This is a genomic window from Pseudomonas sp. G11 (assembly GCF_029457515.1).
GTDB classification, from domain to species: Bacteria; Pseudomonadota; Gammaproteobacteria; order Pseudomonadales; family Pseudomonadaceae; genus Aquipseudomonas; species Aquipseudomonas gorinensis.
In genome coordinates this window covers 2,977,385-2,995,173 of the sequence record NZ_CP120377.1, presented here as the reverse complement: position 1 = coordinate 2,995,173, position 17,789 = coordinate 2,977,385, and the positions used below count along the sequence as shown (strand labels likewise).

At 57.2% G+C, this 17,789-nt stretch carries 12 protein-coding genes and 4 tRNA genes; 4 read left to right on the top strand and 12 right to left on the bottom strand.

All coding sequences use genetic code 11. The features are described from left to right. Positions 1-9 precede the first annotated feature (9 nt). Positions 10-909: a LysR family transcriptional regulator gene (locus P2T68_RS13895; protein ID WP_102624851.1), complete on the bottom strand. Its 900-nt coding sequence runs from the start codon at positions 907-909 to the stop codon at positions 10-12. 120 nt (positions 910-1,029) lie between these two features. On the opposite strand from P2T68_RS13895, the gene P2T68_RS13890 reads away from it, so the two are divergent. Further along, positions 1,030-2,223: an MFS transporter gene (locus P2T68_RS13890; RefSeq protein WP_069076551.1), complete on the top strand. Its 1,194-nt coding sequence runs from the start codon at positions 1,030-1,032 to the stop codon at positions 2,221-2,223. 106 nt (positions 2,224-2,329) lie between these two features. On the opposite strand, the gene P2T68_RS13885 is transcribed toward P2T68_RS13890, so the two are convergent. The 11 genes from P2T68_RS13885 to P2T68_RS13835 form a co-directional block, all read right to left on the bottom strand. After that, positions 2,330-4,204 (bottom strand): SurA N-terminal domain-containing protein, encoded by a 1,875-nt coding sequence (locus tag P2T68_RS13885; RefSeq protein ID WP_024076270.1) that lies wholly within the window; start codon positions 4,202-4,204, stop codon positions 2,330-2,332. Positions 4,205-4,435: 231 nt separating this feature from the next. Further along, the gene (locus tag P2T68_RS13880; protein WP_003174819.1) at positions 4,436-4,708 is read right to left on the bottom strand and encodes an HU family DNA-binding protein; all 273 of its coding nucleotides are present in this window, start codon (positions 4,706-4,708) and stop codon (positions 4,436-4,438) included. A gap of 148 nt (positions 4,709-4,856) precedes the next feature. Then, a complete protein-coding gene (gene lon / locus P2T68_RS13875) occupies positions 4,857-7,253 on the bottom strand; it encodes an endopeptidase La (protein WP_069076552.1) in 2,397 nt (798 codons plus the stop codon). Between the two features lie 175 nt (positions 7,254-7,428). Next, positions 7,429-8,712, bottom strand: coding sequence for an ATP-dependent Clp protease ATP-binding subunit ClpX (clpX, locus tag P2T68_RS13870; protein WP_010564906.1), 1,284 nt, complete (start codon positions 8,710-8,712; stop codon positions 7,429-7,431). Between the two features lie 112 nt (positions 8,713-8,824). Continuing rightward, on the bottom strand, positions 8,825-9,460 hold the full coding sequence (gene clpP, locus P2T68_RS13865; RefSeq protein WP_024076272.1) for an ATP-dependent Clp endopeptidase proteolytic subunit ClpP: 636 nt from the start codon (positions 9,458-9,460) through the stop codon (positions 8,825-8,827). 91 nt (positions 9,461-9,551) lie between these two features. Then, positions 9,552-10,862, bottom strand: a complete 1,311-nt coding sequence (gene tig / locus P2T68_RS13860) for a trigger factor (protein WP_024076273.1) — start codon at positions 10,860-10,862, stop codon at positions 9,552-9,554. A 129-nt stretch (positions 10,863-10,991) separates the two neighbouring features. Continuing rightward, positions 10,992-12,695: a group II intron reverse transcriptase/maturase gene (gene ltrA / locus P2T68_RS13855; RefSeq protein ID WP_031694129.1), complete on the bottom strand. Its 1,704-nt coding sequence runs from the start codon at positions 12,693-12,695 to the stop codon at positions 10,992-10,994. A gap of 1,424 nt (positions 12,696-14,119) precedes the next feature. Then, positions 14,120-14,195 (bottom strand) — tRNA-His (locus P2T68_RS13850). 77 nt (positions 14,196-14,272) lie between these two features. Next, positions 14,273-14,357 (bottom strand) — tRNA-Leu (locus tag P2T68_RS13845). 56 nt (positions 14,358-14,413) lie between these two features. Continuing rightward, positions 14,414-14,489: transfer RNA gene (locus tag P2T68_RS13840), tRNA-His, on the bottom strand. A 32-nt stretch (positions 14,490-14,521) separates the two neighbouring features. Continuing rightward, positions 14,522-14,598, bottom strand: a tRNA-Arg gene (locus tag P2T68_RS13835). Between the two features lie 275 nt (positions 14,599-14,873). On the opposite strand from P2T68_RS13835, the gene folD reads away from it, so the two are divergent. The 3 genes from folD to P2T68_RS13820 all read left to right on the top strand — a co-directional run bounded on the left by folD (position 14,874) and on the right by P2T68_RS13820 (position 17,691). Next, a complete protein-coding gene (folD, locus tag P2T68_RS13830; RefSeq protein WP_024076274.1) occupies positions 14,874-15,728 on the top strand; it encodes a bifunctional methylenetetrahydrofolate dehydrogenase/methenyltetrahydrofolate cyclohydrolase FolD in 855 nt (284 codons plus the stop codon). Between the two features lie 439 nt (positions 15,729-16,167). Continuing rightward, complete coding sequence (pbpG, locus tag P2T68_RS13825) at positions 16,168-17,091, top strand: D-alanyl-D-alanine endopeptidase (RefSeq protein WP_150054361.1); 924 nt, start codon at positions 16,168-16,170, stop codon at positions 17,089-17,091. 210 nt (positions 17,092-17,301) lie between these two features. Then, the gene (locus P2T68_RS13820) at positions 17,302-17,691 is read left to right on the top strand and encodes a DUF2946 domain-containing protein (protein WP_069077429.1); all 390 of its coding nucleotides are present in this window, start codon (positions 17,302-17,304) and stop codon (positions 17,689-17,691) included. Positions 17,692-17,789: the final 98 nt, after the last annotated feature.

The window sequence follows — 17,789 nt, the reverse complement described above, 5'->3', positions numbered from 1 at the left end:
GTCACAGGCCTACACATCGGTGCCTACAGGAAAAAGCCCGGCACACATATGGTCAATAAACACGCGGAGTTTGGCCGAGGCATGGCGACTTGATGGCCACAACATCCAGAAACTACCCCGGTGCTCGAGGTAGTCGTCCAGTACACGCTGTAAACGCCCCTGCTCCACGGCCTGGTTGACCATGTAGTCCGGAAGGCAAGCGATACCCAACCCCTCAAGCACCACATGGTTGAGGGACTCGATGGTGGTACTGACCAGCGGTGCGCGCAGTGTCGGCTCGGCAATGCCTGGCACCTGGCGCAATGGCCAGTTTTCCAGCTTGCCGGTAGCGCAGAATTTATGGCGCAGGCAGGCATGGCGGCTCAGGTCCTGCGGCTGCTGCGGGGTGCCATGTTGGTCGAAGTAACCGGGGGTGCCGACCAGCACCAACTGGTAATAGCCCAGATGCCGCGCCATCAAGCGCGAATCTTCCGGTTTACCGGTGCGAATCACCGCATCGAAACCCTCCTCGATCACGTCCACCATACGGTCGGAAAAATCCACATCCAATTCGATAGCCGGGTAGGCGCGCATAAAGTCGCTGAGCACCGGCATCAACAGGCCGCGCACCTGCGGCACACTGATGCGCAACTTACCCCGAGGGATGGCCCCGGCTTGCGTCAACTCCTGCTCGGCCGCCTCGACCTCGGCCAGGATGCGCCGTGAGCGCTCAAGGAACAGCGCGCCTTCACTGGTCAAGGTGATACTGCGCGTGCTGCGGTGAAATAGCCTTACGCCCAGGCGCTCTTCCATGCGTGCGATGCTTTTACCCACCGCCGACGATGACACCCCCAGCACGCGACCGGCAGCCGTAAAGCTACGAGTCTCCGCCACCTGCACAAATACCGAGAGACTGCCCAGGCTGTCCATGAACGAATCCTTGAGTATTACGGACATAGGTGTCCGATAAGTTCGGAACCTTAGCCTGTTTTTCCGTTGCTCACAGCCCCCTACTCTGCCCCCCTTGCCCCTTTGCATGGATAGAGCGCTATGAGCAACAGCCCTTCACTGACCGATTGCCCAACGACAGCCCAGCCTGACGTACTACCGCTGGGCGGCTTGCTGGCCCTGGCGTGCGCCGGGTTTATCACCATCCTCACTGAAGCCATGCCCGCCGGGCTCCTGCCGCAGATGGGCGAAGGCCTCGACGTATCGCCTGCACTGGTCGGTCAATTGGTCACTCTCTACGCGCTTGGGTCACTACTCGCGGCGATACCGTTGACGCTGCTGACCCGAGGCTGGCGTCGGCGGCCATTGTTACTGGTCGCCATCGGTGGTTTCGCGCTGGTCAACAGTGTCACGGCGCTGTCCAGTCACTATGGGCTGACCCTGGGTGCACGCTTTTTTGCCGGGGTCTTCGCCGGCCTGCTCTGGGCGTTGTTGGCAGGCTATGCAAGCCGGATGGTTGCACCGCACTTGCAAGGCCGGGCGATCGCCGTAGCGATGCTGGGCGCACCATTGGCCTTGTCCCTGGGTGTGCCGGCCGGCACGTTCCTAGGCACCGTTGCAGGCTGGCGCCTGAGCTTTGCGATCATGACAGGGCTGACGCTGGTGCTGCTGATCTGGGCGCGCTGGCAGCTCCCGGACTTTGCCGGCGAACCGCCAGGAAAACGCTTGGGAATGCGTGAAGTATTGACCTTGCCAGGTATTCGTCCGGTGCTGTGGGTGACCTTTACCTACGTACTCGCCCACAACATTCTCTACACCTACATCGCCCCGCTGCTGGCGCCTGCCGCGATCACCGCCGATATCGACCGGGTGCTACTGGTGTTTGGCCTGGCGGCGCTGCTGAGCATCTGGTTAGCCGGCCTGTTGATTGATCGTTGGTTGCATACACTGCTGCTGATCAGTTGTGCGCTGTTTGGCTTGATAGCCGTGGCGCTGGCGTTCTGGATCAACATACCCGCCGTCATCTACGTGGCTATCGCCCTCTGGGGCCTGGCATTTGGCGGCCTGCCCGCATTGTTGCAGACCGCACTGGCCAAATCGGCAGGCGCGTCGGCGGATGCCGCGCAATCGATGCTGGTGACCGTATGGAACCTGGGGATAGCGGGCGGCGGGCTGGCCGGCGGGGTGTTGCTTGAGGGCTGGGGGGTTGCGGCGTTTCCATGGGCGGTGGTGCTGTTGATGCTACTGGCCTTGGCCGGTGCATCACAGGCTGCGCCTTCGACCTCTATCCCTTGAGTCCTCCTGAAGATAGGCCAGAAGGTGTAAACCTTATTCAGGGCGGGACACACATAAAAAAAAGCCCCCGGTCCTTTCAGGCCGAGGGCTTTTGTTCAAACCGACATCAATACTTCTTGATATCAGCCTTGCTTTCCAACTGCTTGCGGTACGCCGCGAAGTCTTGCTGACCCACGCGGGAAGCGAGGAAGCGGCGGTATTGCGCCTTTTCTTCGTCCGATGGGGCGGCGGCTTCGTTGACACCATTCAAGCGCACGATCACCAGGCTACCGTCAGCCAGGGTCACGGTGGTGAAGGTCGGCTTGTCCTTGGCCACGGGCTTGGGCATGCGGAACAGCGCTTGCAGAACAGCTGGGTCAATCGTTTCCTGGCTACGGGTCGCCGCTTCAGTGACTTTCCAGGCCTGGCCATCGACTGGCTGGTTCAGCGGAGTCTTGCCATCACGCAAGCTGGCGATCAACTCGTCAGCGTGAGCCTTGGCAGCCGCGCTGGCGCGTTCCTTGGCCATCTGCGTACGGATCGCCGCCGCAACGCTTTCCAGCGGCAGTTGCTTAGGCTTGAGGTGCTCTTTGGCACGCAGCACGATGATGGTTTCCGGATCCAGCTCGATGGCGGTGCTGTTGGCACCCTCATCCAACACTTCCGGGCTGAATGCAGCGGTGACCACGGCACGGTTGGCCGCAATGCCTTCGCCACCTTCACGGCCAAATGGCGCGGAGGTGTGCACGGTCAGCTTGAGGTCAGAGGCTGGCTGGGCCAGGTCGGAAGCTTCGAATGCCGCATCTTCCAATTGCTTGGTCGCTTCGACGAAACGCTGCTCGACCTGCTGGGTCTTGAGTTCGCGGGTCAGCTTGTCTTTCAGGCTGGCAAATGTCGGCACTTGCGGTGCCTCGACACCCAACAGCTTGATCAGGTGCCAACCGAAGCTGCTGCGTACCGGCGCCGAGACCTGATCCTTGTTCAACGCATACAAGGCAGTTTCGAAGTCCGGATCGTAAACGCCTGGGCCGGCATAACCCAGGTCGCCACCATTGTTGGCCGAACCTGGATCCTGGGAAAACTCCTTGGCCAGGGCTTCGAACTTCTCGCCCTTGGCCAGGCGCGCCTGGATTTCCTCGATCTTGGCCTTGGCTTGCGCCTCGCTGACCTTGTCGTTGACTTCAATCAGGATGTGCGCCGCACGACGCTGTTCAGCGAGGTTGGCGGTTTCTTTCTGATAGGCAGCCTGCAGGTCTTCGTCCTTGACGGTAACCTGGTCGAAGAAGGACGACTTCTTCAGTTCCAGATAGTCGATGACTACCTGGTCCGGGGTCATGAATTCCTTGGCGTGCTGGTCATAGTAAGCCTTGACCTCGTCGTCGGTGAGCTTCACCGCCGCAGGGTTGGCCTTGATATTGACGGTGGCGAAATCGCGGGTCTGTTTTTCCAGGCGGGCAAATGCCAGTACCTCGGCGTCGGTCACAAAACCGCTGCCGGCGATGCCTGCGCGAACCTGGCCGATCAGCATTTCCTGGGTCAGCATCTGACGGAACTGCAGACGGCTGTAGCCCAGTTGACGAATCACTTGGTCAAAGCGTTCGGCACTGAATTTGCCGTCCACCTGGAATTCCGGCGTCTGCAGGATCACCTGGTCCAGTGCCGCTTCGGAGAAGCCGAACTTGGAGTCAGCCGCACCTTGCAGCAGCAGCTTGCGATCGATCAGGCCCTTGAGGGCTGCATCGCGCAGCAATTTTTCGTCCAGCAGGGAGGCATCAAAATCCTTGCCCAGTTGTTGCATGAGCTGACGACGTTGCATGTCGACGGCCTGGCTCAGTTCGGTCTGGGTGATTACTTCACCGTTGACCTTGGCCACGTCCTGCTTGGTGTTGGTCGAAGCCTGGAAAATGGCCTCGATACCGGTGAACGCCATCAATGCGACGATGATCCCGATAATGGTCTTGGCAATCCAGCCTTGTGAATTGTCCCTGATATTCTGCAGCATGCGTCCCCCAGAAACGGTTGAACTTCAAAATTAGGCAACCGTGGAGCGTGGGTAGAGTCCGGATAGAAGAAAGGCGCATCCGAGGATGCGCCTTCTCGTAACTGGCGGAGCGGACGGGGGTTTGAACCCACACCCCCGGCGTGGCGACCCAATGGATACGTGGGTCAGCTTCCGCTCCGCTGCCAGGCCAGACCTGCGTCGGACCCGGGTAGGTAAAGGCTTGATCGAAACTTAGTTAACGGCTTCTTTCAGGGCTTTACCGGCTTTGAAACCTGGTTTTTTGGCAGCAGCGATTTGCAGTGCTTTGCCAGTCTGTGGGTTACGGCCAGTGCGAGCTGGGCGGTCAGTCACAGAGAAAGTACCGAAGCCTACCAGTACCACCGAGTCGCCGGCCTTCAGAGCGCCAGTGACGGATTCGATTACTGCGTCCAGCGCACGGCCAGCAGCAGCTTTCGGGATATCAGCGGATGCGGCGATAGCATCAATCAGTTCCGACTTGTTCACTCTAAGTCCCCTTATATATCTATTGAGTATGATTCTAAGTTTTTTGGTGAAAGCAAAAACCAGTGCTGAATGGCCTACAGACACTTAAGAGCCGCTTTATAACAAGGGCTCTAAAAAGCTGTCAAGGAAGCCCCCAGGCTTTAACGCATTAATGCGTGCTAATTCTTTCCTTGGAATCAGACTCGCGTTTTTCGTCCTTCGCGACTATCTCCGGAGCCACATCCGGCAAGGGCTCCGGCGCGTATTGCAGCGCAATTTGCAGGACTTCGTCAATCCATTTAACCGGTTTAATCTGAAGATCTTGCTTGATATTGTCAGGAATTTCCTTCAAGTCGCGAACATTCTCTTCAGGAATGATCACCGTCTTGATTCCACCCCGATGTGCAGCAAGCAATTTCTCTTTCAGGCCACCGATAGCCAATACCTGGCCACGCAGGGTGATTTCCCCGGTCATGGCCACATCGGCGCGCACGGGAATGCCGGTCAGGGCCGAGACCAGGGCCGTGCACATGCCTACGCCTGCGCTAGGGCCGTCTTTAGGGGTCGCCCCTTCCGGCATGTGGATGTGAGTGTCGTGCTTCTCGTGGAAGTCCAGAGGGATCCCCAGGCTTCGGGCACGGCTGCGCACCACGGTCTGGGCAGCGGTGATGGATTCGACCATCACGTCACCGAGGGAACCGGTCTTGATCAGTTGGCCCTTACCCGGGATCACCGCGGCTTCGATGGTCAGCAACTCGCCGCCCACCTGGGTCCACGCCAGGCCAGTCACCTGCCCGACCTGATCCTGCTGCTCCGCCAGGCCGTAACGGAATTTACGTACGCCCAGGAAGTGCTCCAGGGAGTCGGCGGCAACCTTCACCGAGAAACGTTTTTCCAGCGCATGTTCCTTGACCGCCTTGCGGCAAATCTTCGCAATCTGGCGCTCAAGCCCCCGCACGCCGGCCTCGCGGGTGTAGTAACGCACCAAGTCGCGAATGGCCTCGACTTCGAATTCGATCTCGCCTTTCTTCAGGCCATTGGCCGAAATCTGCTTGGGCGCGAGGTATTTGACCGCAATGTTGATCTTCTCGTCCTCGGTGTAACCCGGCAGACGAATCACCTCCATCCGGTCCAGCAAAGCTGGCGGAATGTTCATGGAGTTGGAGGTGCACAGGAACATTACGTCGGACAAGTCGTAGTCGACTTCCAGGTAATGGTCGTTGAAATTGTGGTTCTGCTCGGGGTCGAGCACTTCGAGCAAGGCCGACGCCGGATCGCCACGCATGTCGCTGCCCATTTTGTCGATTTCATCGAGCAGGAACAGCGGGTTGCGCACACCCACCTTTGTCATCTTTTGAATCAATCTTCCTGGCATCGAGCCAATGTATGTGCGGCGATGACCACGGATTTCGGCCTCATCACGCACGCCACCAAGTGCCATGCGCACGAATTTACGGTTAGTGGCATTGGCAATGGACTCGGCCAGGGAGGTTTTACCCACGCCCGGAGGACCAACCAGGCACAACACCGGACCACGAATTTTCTTCACGCGCTTTTGCACGGCGAGGTATTCGAGGATGCGCTCTTTGACTTCTTCGAGGCCGTAGTGGTCGGCGTCAAGAATGTCTTCAGCGCGGGTCAGGTCCAGACGCACTTTGGTCTGGGCCTTCCACGGCACCTGTACCAGCCAGTCGATATAGGACCGAACCACAGTGGCCTCGGCCGACATCGGCGACATTTGCTTGAGCTTGTTCAGCTCGGCATTGGCTTTGGTCAGGGCGTCTTTCGGCAGGCCAGCGGCATCGATGCGTTTTTTCAGCTCTTCGATTTCGTTGTGGCCTTCCTCGCTGTCGCCGAGCTCTTTCTGAATGGCCTTCATCTGCTCATTCAAGTAGTACTCGCGCTGGCTGCGCTCCATTTGTTTCTTCACACGACCACGGATGCGCTTCTCGACCTGCAGCAGGTCGATTTCGGCATCCAGCAGCGCCAGGACGTGCTCGACACGGGCGGACAGGTCGATGATTTCGAGAATGTCTTGCTTCTGTTCGATCTTCAGCGCCATGTGCGCGGCCATGGTGTCGACCAGGCGGCTTGGCTCATCGATGCTGTTGAGGGACGACAGGACTTCCGCCGGGACTTTCTTGCCCAGCTGCACATATTGCTCGAACTGCGAAAGCAAGCTGCGTACAAACACTTCAGATTCGCGCTCAGGGGCCTCGGCTTCGTCGATCAGCGCCACTTCCGCGCGCAGGTGGCCGTCCACCTCCATGAAACGCTCCACCGCGCCGCGTTGCTCACCTTCCACCAGCACCTTGACGGTGCCATCCGGCAGCTTGAGCAGTTGCAGCACAGTCGCAACAGTACCGACGCGATACAAGGCATCTTCGCCTGGATCATCATCAGCAGGATTTTTCTGGGCCAACAGCAGGATCTGCTTGTCGCCCGTCATCGCAGCCTCGAGGGCTTCGATAGACTTCTCGCGCCCCACGAACAGCGGGATAACCATGTGCGGATAGACGACGACATCACGCAACGGCAGGAGAGGCAATTCGATGGTTGTCTTCATGATTTCGCCTCTATGACAGTTGAAAAGTAAGCTTGAAACCAAGATGGGGGCTGCATGCAAAAAAAACAAGCTTATTGCCAGCAGTTAAACGCAGGAAAACCGGTACAGCCAAAACGCGTCCTAAAAACTAAGGGGCCCCTAAAGGCCCCTTGTTTGTAAAGCAACTGCAAAACGCTTACGCGTCTGGCGCAGCCTTGGCAGCAGGCTCACTGTTTTCGTAGATATACAGTGGCTTGGACTTACCTTCAATAACGCTTTCGTCGATCACCACTTTACTCACCTCGGATTGCGAGGGGATTTCGTACATGGTGTCGAGCAACACGCCTTCGAGAATCGAGCGCAGGCCACGCGCACCGGTCTTGCGCTCCAGTGCCCGCTTGGCCACCGATTTGAGTGCATCGGTACGGAACTCGAGGTCTACACCTTCCATTTCGAACAGCTTGGCATATTGCTTGGTCAGGGCGTTTTTCGGCTCGGTGAGGATCTGAATCAGAGCAGCCTCATCCAACTCGTCCAACGTGGCCAGGACCGGCAGACGGCCAACGAATTCCGGGATCAGACCGAACTTGACCAGATCGTCAGGCTCGACTTCACGCAGGGACTCGCCCACCTTCTTGCCTTCTTCCTTGCTGCGTACCTCTGCACTGAAACCAATGCCGCCACGGGTGGAACGGTTTTGAATAACCTTTTCCAGACCGGAGAACGCACCGCCACAGATGAACAGGATGTTACGCGTATCAACCTGAAGGAATTCCTGCTGCGGATGCTTGCGGCCGCCTTGTGGCGGTACGGAAGCAACCGTGCCTTCAATCAGCTTCAACAGTGCCTGCTGAACGCCTTCACCGGAAACATCCCGGGTGATCGACGGATTGTCGGACTTGCGGGAAATCTTGTCGATTTCGTCGATGTAGACAATACCCATCTGGGCCTTCTCAACATCGTAGTCGCACTTCTGCAGCAGTTTCTGAATGATGTTCTCGACATCTTCACCCACGTAGCCAGCCTCGGTGAGGGTGGTGGCGTCGGCGATGGTGAACGGAACGTTCAGCAGGCGAGCGAGGGTTTCTGCAAGCAGGGTTTTACCCGAGCCTGTAGGTCCAATCAGCAAGATGTTGCTCTTGCCGAGTTCGACTTCGTCGCCTTTCTTGTCACGCTGGTTCAAGCGCTTGTAGTGGTTGTACACCGCTACGGCCAGAACCTTCTTTGCACGCTCTTGACCAATCACATACTGGTCAAGGATGCCGCTGATTTCTTTAGGCGAAGGCAATTTATGCGCGCTGCTTTCGGCCTGGGCTTCCTGCACCTCCTCACGGATGATGTCATTGCACAGGTCGACGCACTCGTCGCAGATAAAGACCGAGGGGCCGGCAATCAATTTGCGTACTTCATGCTGGCTTTTGCCACAGAAGGAGCAATAGAGCAGCTTGCCGTTGTCCTCGCCGTTGCGGGTGTCAGTCATTCGTTCGATCCAAATCCGATAGGCTTGCAACACAAGATGAAGGCTTATGCGGGCTTTTTCAAGCCCGCCGGTGATCGGACAAGCCGACCAGCCCTATTTTGAGCTGCTTATATTAAGCGGGGCGCTTTTCGATCACTGCGTCGATCAACCCGTAATCACGTGCCGCTTCGGCACTCATGAAATTGTCACGGTTGGTATCACGCTCGATTTCTTCCAAGGTATGCCCGCTGTGCTTGGCCATCAGCGTGTTGAGACGCTCACGAATAAAGAGGATCTCCCTGGCATGGATTTCGATATCCGATGCCTGGCCCTGGAAGCCGCCCAGTGGCTGGTGAATCATCACACGCGAGTTCGGCAGGCAGTAACGCTTGCCTTCGGCACCAGCGGTCAGCAGGAATGCGCCCATGCTGCATGCCTGGCCGATGCAGGTGGTCGACACGTTCGGCTTGATAAACTGCATGGTGTCGTAGATCGACATGCCCGCAGTCACCGAACCGCCCGGCGAGTTAATGTAAAGATGGATGTCCTTGTCCGGGTTTTCCGCTTCAAGGAACAGCAGTTGCGCACAGATCAGGTTGGCCATGTAGTCCTCTACAGGACCCACCAGAAAGATCACTCGCTCCTTGAGCAGGCGCGAGTAGATGTCGTAGGCGCGTTCGCCACGAGCGGACTGCTCGACAACCATCGGGACCAGGCCGCCTGCGGCCTGGATATCAGAGTTCTGCTGAATATAGGAATTACGGAACATGCTCTGCAGTTACTCCCAAATAGTCATGTCTTGAAAACACATAAGCCAGCGCGAGGCTGGCTTATGGTTGTATTTCGAACGAGTTGGGCAATCAGTCGGCTTGTGGTGCTTCGACCGGTTTGACTGCTTCTTCGTAAGAGACCGATTTATCGGTCACCTTAGCCTTCTGCAGAACAGTATCCACAACTTGTTCTTCCAGCACAACCGAACGTACTTCGTTCAGCTGCTGGTCATTCTTGTAGTACCAAGCCACGACCTGCTCAGGCTCCTGGTAGGCCGAAGCCATTTCCTGGATCATTTCGCGAACGCGGTCTTCGTCAGGCTTGAGGTCGAACTGCTTGACCACTTCAGCCACGATCAGGCCCAGCACGACGCGGCGCTTGGCCTGCTCTTCGAACAGCTCGGCCGGCAGTTGATCAGGCTTGATGTTGCCACCAAATTGCTGAACAGCTTGTACGCGCAGGCGATCCACTTCGTTGGACAGCAGGGCCTTAGGCACTTCGATCGGGTTGGCGGCCAGCAGACCGTCCATCACCTGATTCTTGACCTTGGACTTGATGGCCTGGCGCAGCTCACGCTCCATGTTCTTGCGAACTTCGGTGCGGAAGCCTTCGATACCGGTTTCCTTGATACCGAATTGAGCGAAGAACTCTTCGTTCAGCTCTGGCAGCTTAGGCTCGGAAACGCTGTTGACGGTCACGGTGAACTCGGCGGCTTTGCCAGCCAGGTCCAGGTTCTGGTAGTCAGCTGGGAAAGTCAGGTTCAGGACGCGTTCTTCACCAGCCTTGGCGCCAACCAGGCCGTCTTCGAAGCCCGGGATCATGCGATTGGAGCCCAGCACCAGCTGAGTCCCCTTGGCGGAGCCGCCGGCGAATACTTCGCCATCAACCTTGCCCACGAAATCGATGTTCAGCTGGTCTTCGTTCTGGGCGGCACGGTCGGCCACTTCGAAACGAGTGTTCTGCTTGCGCAGGATTTCCAGCATGTTGTCCAGGTCCGAATCGGCCACTTCAGCGCTCAGGCGCTCGATAGCGATACCGTCGAAACCGGCAACGGTGAACTCTGGGAACACTTCGAATACGGCAACGTATTCCAGGTCCTTGCCGGCTTCCAGGGACTTAGGCTCGATCGACGGCGAACCAGCCGGGTTCAGCTTTTGCTCAACAACGGCTTCGTAGAAGGAAGCCTGGATCACGTCACCTACCGCTTCCTGGCGCGCATCAGCACCAAAACGGCGCTTGATTTCGCTCATTGGCACTTTGCCTGGACGGAAGCCAGCGATCTTGGCCTTTTGGGCAGTCTGCTGCAGACGCTTGTTGACCGCAGTCTCGATGCGCTCTGCCGGCACGGTGATGCTCAGGCGGCGCTCGAGAGCAGTAGTATTTTCAACAGAAACTTGCATGGATATTCCTCGTTGCACAGACGTTAGCCGGCCGTTTCCGACCCCAGAATGTCGGGTAGAGATGGGCCATTACTGGCCCACCTCCCCCTAAGAACCGTACGTGCGAGTTTCCCCGCATACGGCTCGGGCCTAATCAAAACCCCCGGTAAGGGGAGCCGGTTTGTTCACTGTCAATCCGCGAGCGTGTAGCCGCTGGTGACAAAGGGGGTGCAATAGTACCCGGTTATTTAGGGAGTCTCCACCGCCTTTTGTGCGGTACAGAATGTGGTGATCATGCCACCCCGTCTCCTTCGTAATCGGTAACTTACATATTGGACACAATCCTTTCTGACTCTGGAAAAGGCTCAAGATTTGCTTACGGTACGCCAGCCTTTTGAGCATCTGTTCCATACGCCTTTTCTCACCCATTTCCTCCATAGAAGGATCGAAGGGGTTGTACTCCCCACTCACCTTCTTGTGTCTTTCGATCGGAGTGCTCGCTAGCGAGTACAACTCGATCGTTCGCATCTCTCCCTTGTCATTCATCGTCGCGGTGGCAAACACCCCTTTGCGCCCCTTCATGGGTTTAAAATATTTCGCTCCGATCCACTGGAGTGTTTTCTTAGGGTGTCGCCGTTTTGCCCAACGCCATAGAGCCAGAAAGATCATGTAATCCATGCGGCTATACGCTTTCTTGGCTACCACAGGCTGGTGATAGAACGCCCAGCCACGCAGTATCGGATTCAGCTGTCGGATCAGATCCTCCTGCCTTACCGTTTTGCTGGTACTGATGACCTCCCTTACCTTGCTATAGAACGCTTTCACGTTTTTCTTGCTTGGCTTGATCAGAAGCTTCCCATCGTACTTGCGGAAATTCCAACCTAGAAAGTCAAAGCCTTCCTTTATATGGACGACACGCGTCTTCTCGAGTGACAACTGCAGCCCCCGCACTGCTAGGAACTGCTCTACCCAAGGTCTGACTTCAGTTTCCAGCACCTCTCGCGAGGTTCCGGTTATCACAAAGTCATCCGCGTAACGCACCACATTGATTTTCAGCTTCTTGGCCTTGGTCACACCCAGATGTTGCTTAAGTTGTGACTCCAGCCCATCCAGCACCAGATTCGCCAAGCTGGGCGAGACAATCCCGCCCTGTGGCGTACCGGCATCCGTTGCCTGTAGCTGGCCTTTATGAATCACGCCAGCTTTCAACCATTTTCGGAGAACCACCTTATCCGTTGGGACGTTGGTGATAAGCCAGTCATGATTGATATGGTCAAAGCAGCCTTTGATGTCCGCCTCCAAAACCCATTGGGCCGAAACCTTCTTGGATAGGCATACGAACAACTGCCCCATTGCATCCGCCGTAGATCGCTCGATCCTAAAGCCGTAGCTGTTTGGATCGCCGGTGGTTTCTGCAATGGGTGCCAGAGCTAGCAAATACAGCGCCTGCATAGCCCTGTCAGTCATGGTCGGGATGCCCAAAGGGCGTTCCTTCCCATTCGACTTCGGAATGAACACACGCCGTAAAGGTCGTGGTTTATATCCGTGACGCTTCAACCCATTTGCCGCTTTCCATTTTGCGTCGGGTGTATCCCAGAGCACGCGGTCGACTCCCGCCGTGCGCTTACCCTGGTTTTCAGTGACTCGCCGTACGGCCAAGTATCTGGCCGAGCGTGAGCGGGTCAGCATCCGCTGCAAGGCTTTCACCCTGCGCCAGTTGCCTTCCCGACAAGCCTTCGCAATCCGTATCTGCATCGCCCGGACATTCCGCTGAACACGCCACCAATCGATGTCATGCCATTGTTGCGGAGCGCCGGAAGGCGCAGACACGGCCAATTGGCTATGTTCTAACATGCTGCCTTCCTCTCAAGTTGCCCCAAGCGAAAGACGCACACATCCCCTGACGGGAATGGACGCTCCCGCCAGGGTTGGATTAATAGAAGATCCGTTACAGCTGGATCTCTAGGTTTATTGAGACAGGTTCACTCAGAGTTCATGCGACGAAAGACCACGCAGAAGTCTGCCCGGTTTCCCGTGGAGCAATGTTCCAGCCCCTATCCGGGCCATTACAGCCCGGCTTTCGCTTTCTCTGCGATCCCATACCCGCACAGCCAACGGATCCCCTTGCGGTTCACCTGCCCGAAGGCAGCCATACGGGCTTACCACGTTCCCTGCCTGTCACACGACTGGGTTAGAGTCTGCCTATTCGCCGGCGACCTTATGTGACGACGTGTTCCGACCCTTGACCAGAACAACCGGTCGCATCACCTTTTTGGTTAATGCCTATCAGCAGATTAGGCACCGTAATGCTGACGACGTTTATTAGCAGTTCACTTGTGTTACCCATACCAGCCAGCCTAGCGCCTCAACCCGGTACTGCTCCGAGCATCTGCGCTCCGCCTCACGGCGAAGACGCACCCATACGGGGGCTACATTGTTGGAAGAGCTTCACACCCCACCGTTACCAGTGACGCATGTCTTCCTAGGCTATCGTTGGTCGCACAACGAGTCCGCTGCCACTCCAAACAGGCAATGGTTGGACAATGACAGACAGAGCTTTCGCTCATGTCTCCGGTTTGATGTGAACAGGGACTGCCGGGGCAGCATGCTCAAAGAATTGTTACCTCCTGTTTCAAAAGCAGGAGGGAACCCCAGCGGGGATTCTCTCCCGCATGGGTTTAGCCCTGAATAGGGCTGATGTGTAGTAGGCACTCCAATACCGGAAATCCAGTACTGCGGTCGAGCCACCGAGCGCTAATCGACCTTGAGTTTGCCACCGCCGCTGCGGCAAGTCCTTGAAGGCATTGGACTTCTGGGAGGGTTTTGTTTCTTGGGATTGGGCACCCAAGCTCTCGGCTCTCTTTCGAAAACCCTTCAAGATGACTCTACACCTCGAAGTTTAGGAGACACGCCACGCGTGTCGCACCAAGGGCATGCATTCTAGTGGGTCAAACTCAAGAAGTCACCCTACTGGAAACGGGTAAAAAAACAGCAGGCAATTTATCGGTACGAATGCACGAATGCAGCTCGCCCCGGTGACAAATAACAGCCAATCACGCCAGGGCTCTGCGCCAACCCTTCTATATATAGAAGAAGTCGCCGATCATCTCCCTGACAGCCCACCCCGCGAACAGAGCAGGCAAGCAGTGCAGCATCATCGAGATACATAAATACGACGAAACGCCCCGCTCTTGCGACCCAGCACCTACAGCCGCCGGGTACTCGAACCGCTAAAACAAAAAAGGCGCCAGACTGTTAAATCTGGCGCCTTTCGAATATGGGGTGGACGAAGGGGATCGAACCCTCGACAACGGGAGTCACAATCCCGTGCTCTACCAACTGAGCTACGCCCACCATATTGCGTTAACAAAGAAACCAAACCACTTCTTTGTTGAGCCCTACCCAGCCTGTCGGCTGCGCATGGCTTTAATTGGTGCGGATGAAGAGACTCGAACTCTTACGCCTCGCGGCGCTGGAACCTAAATCCAGTGTGTCTACCAATTCCACCACATCCGCGCTTGAAGCTCTTAAAGCAAAGGCGCCAGATGATTAATCTGGCGCCTTTCTAAATATGGGGTGGACGAAGGGGATCGAACCCTCGACAACGGGAGTCACAATCCCGTGCTCTACCAACTGAGCTACGCCCACCATATAGCGCTACTTGTGCCAAAGCTGCCTAATGGCGCACCCGGCAGGACTCGAACCTGCGACCATCCGCTTAGAAGGCGGATGCTCTATCCAGCTGAGCTACGGGCGCCTGATTAATCTGTACTCTTGGAGGATTACAAACTAAGTGCTTCCAGCGTTGCAGAACAGCAATTCTGCTCGACCTTCTTAACCAGTGCTAGGCTGTGCCCGACAAGTGCGACGAATAGTATAGAGGCCCCGGAAACCCGTCAAATCTTTTTTAAAAAAAATTCATTTTATTTAAGGGGTTAGGCCAATTTGCAGACCAAGCGCCTTTGCCCTCACGCCTTGGCGTGCGAGAATGCGCGCACTTTTCTTCCCCCTCTCGATGGTTAATCACGCGTAATGACTGCACAACTTATCGACGGCAAATCAATCGCCGCCAGCCTGCGCCAGCAGATCGCCAAACGCGTCACCGAGCGTCGCCAGCAAGGTCTGCGCACGCCGGGTCTCGCGGTGATCCTGGTCGGCAGCGATCCTGCCTCTCAGGTTTATGTCTCGCACAAGCGTAAAGACTGTGAAGAGGTCGGCTTCATCTCCAAAGCCTACGACCTGCCTGCCAACACGACTCAACAGGCCCTGACCGACCTGATTGACAGCCTCAACGACGACCCGAGCATCGACGGCGTCCTGCTGCAATTGCCACTGCCTGAGCACCTGGACGCCTCCAAGCTGCTGGAGCGCATCCGCCCGGACAAGGACGTCGATGGCTTCCACCCGTATAACGTCGGCCGCCTCGCCCAGCGTATCCCGCTGCTGCGCCCGTGCACGCCCAAAGGCATCATGACCCTGCTCGAAAGCACCGGTGTCGACCTCTACGGCCTCGACGCCGTCATCGTCGGTGCTTCCAACATCGTCGGTCGCCCGATGGCCATGGAGCTGCTGCTGGCCGGCTGCACCGTGACCGTGACCCACCGCTTCACCAAAGACCTGGCCGGCCATGTCGGCCGCGCCGATCTGGTCGTGGTCGCCGCCGGCAAGCCGGGGCTGGTGAAAGGTGAATGGATCAAGCCAGGCGCCATCGTTATCGACGTCGGCATCAACCGCCAGGAAGACGGCAAGTTGGTCGGCGACGTGGTGTACGAAACCGCCCTGCCCCGCGCCGGCTGGATTACCCCGGTGCCAGGCGGCGTTGGCCCGATGACCCGTGCCTGCCTGCTGGAAAATACGCTGTATGCGGCGGAAACCCTGCACGCCTGATCCTCTGGCGCGCTGAACAAAAGCCCTGCCTGATAGCAGGGCTTTTGTTTTTTTGATCACCCGTCAATAAAGCTGCTCTCCTACCCCCTCCCAAAACGCCACGGACTGTTGAAGTCAGCCACATAAAGGACTCGCCCGGGCATCCTGCTCAACAGCTAGCCGCAATGCCGGGTTTCTCGATTCTTCGACATCCTTTTCACCCGCCATCGACGGGAACGGGCGCAACTTACCCCCACTCCTTTGAAGAACTCCATCAGGCCCGCCCGCAAGCGGGCCTTTTTTTTCCGCGGGTGGATACAAACCCAACCAATCATCGGCTTACAGCCTTTATTTAAAGGCTCTCTATCGTTTTCTGATCCATACTCTTAAAATGTAACGTCATTTTTCATATAACCCGTTGCAGAACGGTATTTCCTTACTTTTTAGCGAGTTCATCCGCGTGAAAATTCGTCTCTCTCTCGTCAGCCTATTGTTTGCTTTCACAGGCACCTTCGCGCAAGCCGCCGAAACCACCCTGGCGCCGCGTGACACCTCCAAACTGCAAATTGCCTCCGGCAGCGCCATGCTGGTCGACCTGCAAACCAACAAGGTGATTTATTCCAGCAACCCGGACGTGGTGGTACCCATCGCTTCCGTGAGCAAGCTGATGACCGGGTTGATCGTGCTCGAAGCCAAGCAAAACATGGACGAGTACATCGACATCAACATCAAGGACACCCCGGAAATGAAGGGTGTGTTCTCCCGGGTGAAAATCGGCAGCGAAATGCCCCGCAAAGAAATGCTGCTGATCGCCCTGATGTCCTCGGAGAACCGCGCCGCCGCCAGCCTGGCCCACCACTACCCAGGCGGCTACCCGGCCTTTATTGCAGCGATGAACGCCAAGGCCAAGGCGCTGGGCATGACCAGTACCCATTACGTCGAGCCCACCGGCCTGTCGATCCACAACGTGTCGACCGCCAGGGACCTGAGCAAGCTGCTGGCCTATGCGCGCAAATACCCGATGCTGAGCCAGCTGAGCACCACCAAGGAAAAAACCGTGGCGTTCCGCAAGCCCAACTACACCCTGGGCTTCTCCAACACCGACCACCTGATCAACCGCGCCAACTGGGACATCAAGCTGACGAAGACCGGCTTCACCAACCAGGCCGGTCACTGCCTGGTGCTGGTAACCAGCATGGGTAACCGCCCAGTGTCGCTGGTGATCCTCGACGCCTTCGGCAAATTCACCCACTTCGCCGATGCCAGCCGCATTCGCAACTGGGTCGAGACCGGCAAGAGCGGTTCGGTGCCGGATGTGGCATTGCGCTACAAAGCCGATAAGAACCTGAAGAACCGCGCCAACGCGACAGAGGTTCGACGCTGAACCAACCCGCCAGGACAAGGTGTCACCTTGGCGGATGCCCCGACTCGCTCGGGGCATTTTTTTGTCCGATAGACACACAAAACAGACTTTTGCGGGGGAGTCGGTCGCCCCAGGCCGCGGCCTGATCTGCGGCAAAATAGCGCACGAATGCGCTTTTACTTTGCGCAGGAACTGCCGCTAAATGCTCATCCCTTTCAGTCGACGTCTTTCATGGCTAGCTTCAAACGCATAAGCCCCTGGATCGCCTGCCTTGCCGTGCTGCTCAACATGCTGGCCATGCCGCTCGGCCGTGCCCTGCAGCCGCCGGATATGGGGCTGTTGCTATGGGGCGGATTCTGCTCGGGGGGCACCTCGCAGGCATTACCTCCCAGCTTGAGCAAGCTGATCGACCCACTCCAGTCAGCCCCGTCCAGCAGCCCCATGAAACACAGCGATTGCTGTTGCGGCCATGCCGGGCTGGCGGCACTGCCCTCCGACTACTATCGACATTTCCTGCCGCGCTACGCGCTTGCCATCGCCCTCGTCAACCCTGAGCTGCCGACGCTGCACCCCAGGATTCGCTGGCCCAGCCTGAGCCCACGCGCCTCCCCCACCGCCTGATCGACACCTGCACCCACCTAGGTGAGGTGCGCTCTTCTTTTTCACCGCCCCCTGAGGTGGTTGAACCCCTTTGAAGTGTCTTGTTTATCAGGAAGTGT